This is a genomic window from uncultured Campylobacter sp., from assembly GCF_937921625.1.
Classification (GTDB): domain Bacteria; phylum Campylobacterota; class Campylobacteria; order Campylobacterales; family Campylobacteraceae; genus Campylobacter_B.
On record NZ_CAKZTI010000032.1, the window covers coordinates 1 to 4,001 of the forward strand.

5 protein-coding genes and 1 pseudogene are annotated in these 4,001 nt (G+C 41.0%); 1 reads left to right on the forward strand and 5 read right to left on the reverse strand.

The genetic code is table 11. The features are described 5' to 3' along the window. A pseudogene (locus Q0101_RS05130) lies at positions 1-426 on the forward strand (hypothetical protein); the annotation flags it as partial. 184 nt (positions 427-610) lie between these two features. On the opposite strand, the gene Q0101_RS05135 reads toward Q0101_RS05130, so the two are convergent. From Q0101_RS05135 to Q0101_RS05155, 5 genes are all read right to left on the reverse strand, one after another. Beyond that, positions 611-1,045, reverse strand: coding sequence for a hypothetical protein (locus tag Q0101_RS05135; protein WP_297942962.1), 435 nt, complete (start codon positions 1,043-1,045; stop codon positions 611-613). Between the two features lie 62 nt (positions 1,046-1,107). Next, complete coding sequence (locus tag Q0101_RS05140) at positions 1,108-1,491, reverse strand: transporter (protein WP_297942964.1); 384 nt, start codon at positions 1,489-1,491, stop codon at positions 1,108-1,110. A gap of 157 nt (positions 1,492-1,648) precedes the next feature. Continuing rightward, the gene (locus tag Q0101_RS05145) at positions 1,649-2,422 is read right to left on the reverse strand and encodes a hypothetical protein (protein WP_297942966.1); all 774 of its coding nucleotides are present in this window, start codon (positions 2,420-2,422) and stop codon (positions 1,649-1,651) included. A 15-nt stretch (positions 2,423-2,437) separates the two neighbouring features. Continuing rightward, entirely contained in the window at positions 2,438-2,992 is a 555-nt protein-coding gene (locus tag Q0101_RS05150) for a hypothetical protein (protein ID WP_297942968.1), read from the reverse strand. A 695-nt stretch (positions 2,993-3,687) separates the two neighbouring features. After that, positions 3,688-4,001, reverse strand: a 314-nt coding sequence (locus Q0101_RS05155; protein ID WP_297942970.1) for a cation transporter dimerization domain-containing protein, incomplete at its 5' end; no start/stop codon positions are given.

Sequence of the window (4,001 nt, forward strand, 5' to 3'; positions counted from 1 at the left end):
GACGTGCGTGCGGCTAAATTTGATGAAATTAGCGCTTCGGCAGGCAGAGCCGATATGCTGGCGCTAGACGCGCGTGCCGTGCCGCAAAATCTAAAGCCGCGCGCGCCCGATGTTTGGATATACTCGCACCGTGCGCTTTCGGATTTTGATGCGAGCATTCCGCTTTTCGGCGTCGCTGATCGCAAGGTGGAGGTCTCGCCCGCGCTGCCTGCGGACGCGAAAGTCACGATGATAGAAGCGGGGGCGAGTTCGTTTGACGAGTTCGCGCAGTTTGCAAGCCACGCGCTTATTTTTTACAGCGCGCAGATGAGGGACGCGGGGAATTTTAGAGCAAATTCCTCGCTACGGCCGCTTTTTATCTCTAGCGCGGGCGATCCGCACCTAGAAGCGAACGAATTCTACGGCTGGTTTAAAATTTTAAAGTAGAGCAAGACAGTACTGTAGCTGCAGAAATAGTATTTTAATCAAAATCTTGTGTTTACCCGGTAAAAAAGCAGTAGCGACTTTAAATATCTAAACATAGTATCGGTATAATCACAAAGAACGCGATTATAAGCAGTACGATCAATAGTGCTTTGTCAATTTTGGAGTATTTTTTGATACTGCAATTTTACAAAAATTTCCCAAGTTCGTATTCGATATTCCTAAATAGCCGAGCTGTCCAAATTATCCCTAAAAATAGACACATTGCTGAAAATGCCGCATTTGACTTTTGCCATACGAATATACCGAAGATCATAAAAAACGATAGTATGCTTACGATAAATATACCTATAGTCGCAAAAGCAACGAAAAATATGAAATTTAGCTCGCAATCGATGCCTAAAATGCGAAAATTAATAATTTTATCAGCGATATAAAATGCGGAGATTATCGTTAAGATAGCTTTTGCGAGCTCGACTTTAAAGGGAGCGTAGGGCAATAGCGGTACGCCAAAAACTGCATTCGATATGATACCTACGTGCGATAAAGTAAAGCCGAGCGAGAATGAGAATACGCCCGTCAGTAAGATGCCTAGAAGCAATTTGTAGAAATATATTTTCATACGCAATCCTTAAAATTCTGCGAAATTATACGCAATAGCGGCTTAAAATTTTAATCGCAAATTTAGCGTAAGCTTTGAAATTTTTCACGTATGCTGCAGGCAACGACGCAGAGCGAATATAAAAAATAGATATATGCCGCAAGCGGGACAAAAGCGACAAATCCCGAAGCATAAACTAGCGCTACTAATACATATGTCGCATTTGCCAGCGCAGGTATGCTATAAGTCCAAAGCTCTGGCTTTTCAAAAGGGGTATAGATATTATTCAAATACAAAGCTAAATTTACGACAAGCAGTAGAAAAAATATATAGTTCTTTTTCATAAAAGGAAAAGTGGCGCAAACCAAGACTACTATCAAATTTAATGCGATAAGAAAACCAATGTAATTAATATCTATAAAGGCGCAAAGTAAGCCTAAAATCGCGATTAATATATCTCTTTTCATAACCGATTGCCGTCCTTTTTAATTCCTGCAATTATAATGCGTAGGTTTAAATTTTGATAAAAAGTATTTCGTACTTAAAATTTTGTCGCGCCGTGCGGGTGATCTACGCCTATTAAATTTAGCGCATACGGACGAAATTTAAACGGGGCGCTTAGCTTTATTTAGATTCAAAAACGATAAAGTTTAACCATATTATTATGCCTATAAACAATAAAATAGACGATAGTGCTTCGTTGGCATTCCAGCGCCTTTTTAGACTAACGATTTGTAAAAATTTACCGAGCTCGTAATTACTTTTGCGAAATGAAAATGCCGTAGAATAGGTGCCTATGAATAATATCGCGGCGGATAATATCGCTACTAGTTTTTTATCCAGATCCAGACCAAATAGCATAAAACCGAATACTATGATATAAGTAACGGCGGTAAGCGCTAAAATTCCTATCGTCGCAAAGGCGATGAAAAATATAAAATTTAGCTTGCGATCAACCTCTTTGACATAAAAATCGCTCAAACTGCTGCTGACGTAAAAGGCGAATAGCTCAAGAATCGCCGTCGTAAAAGGCAGACGAATATCGCCCGGAAATAAAAAATATCCCTTCAAAAGGCTCATAACATCGATATTTGAAATATTTTCAATATGCCACGAAACAACGTAAAATGAAATCACAAAAATGGCTAAAAATACGTTACCCAAAAGAAACTTGTAAATTAGGTATTTTATGTTTTTGCGCACCTTGACTCCCCAAAATTTCGCGAGATTATACGTCAAATTTGCTTTTAACAGGCTCAAATCGGCAGGAAAATTTGATGAGTGAAATTTAGCCAAAATTTTAATGTGTAGTTTAAATTTGCGGCTCGATTTACAGCTAAATTCGTAGCGCAGAATTTTAAAATTTAGCGGCGCGAATCGCGCTGGGTGTAGACGCAATTTGCACTGCTACTTTTATGCGAGCTTGCAATAAAGTATGAAGCAGGCTATGAGCGCGAGCAGTATCGCTACGATGATGCGGAGCTTAAAATCTACGTTAAAGCTCGCGCCTAGATTTTTCAAAAGCCCGCTTAGCATAAAACCAGAGCGTTTAAATAACGCGTATGTTAGGCACACAGACAATAAAAATGCGCCGCCGAAAAAGTAAAGCTCGTACCGTAAAAGCAAGAATCCAAACAGCAAACACAAAGAGCCTATCACGATCATTGACGCAAAGCAGGCGCAAAATATTATGAAAAACATAAAATCCAGCTTGCAATCTATGCCTAGAATTTTGTATCTAATCATCCTAAATGCGAAATACCCGCCGAATAAAAAAGCGGACAAGAGCTTTTGCGCAAACGTGAGAAAATAGGCAAAAATAGGCGAGCGTGGGGCGAAGGCAAAATCGATTTCGACCCCGAGCTCGTTTAAAATAGCAAAAAGCATAAATCCCGCAACGCCGAAGCTTGCATAAGAGATCAAAAGCGAGATGAAAATTATCCGTATGGGGCTTTTGTCTTGGTTCACGAGCCATCTCCTTTAGATTTCCCGGATTATATAAAATTCCTGCTTTCCTCGCTATAAAATTTAGATAAAATTTTGCTTACTCGCGGTATTTGAAACGTGTGGAATTCTGATTTTGCAGTTAAAATTTGGACTAGAATTTCGCGACGGAATTTGATAACAAGAATTCCGCAGCAGAATTCCGAAGTAAAAATTTTGTTGCAAGAATTCTACAAAAAAATCCCGCAATTAAAATTTTAAAATTAGAATTACGTGCTTAAAATTCCGTCGCGCCGTGCGGGTAATTCATGCCTATGAAATTTAGCGCAGACGGGCGAAATTTAAATGGGGGCGTTTGACTAAATTAAAACCATTCCGTGCGTCCGATAAATTTCGCTGCATTTGCTAGCCTGCCGTTTCCGTTAAATTTAAAATTTTACAAACGCGTATAGATGCCGTTTTGAATGATGCGGCGACCCGCTGCGTAAAATTCTACTATTTTGCGCGTGCGGCACCTGATTTTGAAATGGCGTCCGCGGGGCGAAATTTTAAAATTTCACCACGCGTAGGGATTTAAAATTTCATAACGAGCGCAAAATTTTAAAATTTGAAACCTCAAAATTCTAAAATTCCGAAATCTCGCGGCGCGGGCAAATTTTAAATTTAAAAACCGAGCCAAATTTTAAATTTCAAACCGAGCGGAATTTTAAATCTAAATTTTAATGACTATGCCCCAAATGCCCGCCCGCATCGCTTGATCTTACTTCGCAGATGAGTTCGCCGTCGCAGTCATTTTCACTGCTTTCAAGCTGCAGCGTCGTGTGCGTGATGCCCATGTGCTCCATTTCGTGCGATATTTCGGTCATGATCCGCTCCGCTTCGCGCACGCTTAGCTCGCCGCTGACCACCACGTGAGCCGTGAGCGCGTTTGTACCGCTCGTTATGCTCCAGACATGCAGGTCGTGCACCGAGAGCACGCCGTCCACGCCCCTGATCTGCGCGACGAGCGCGTCTAGGCTCACGCCCTTTGGCG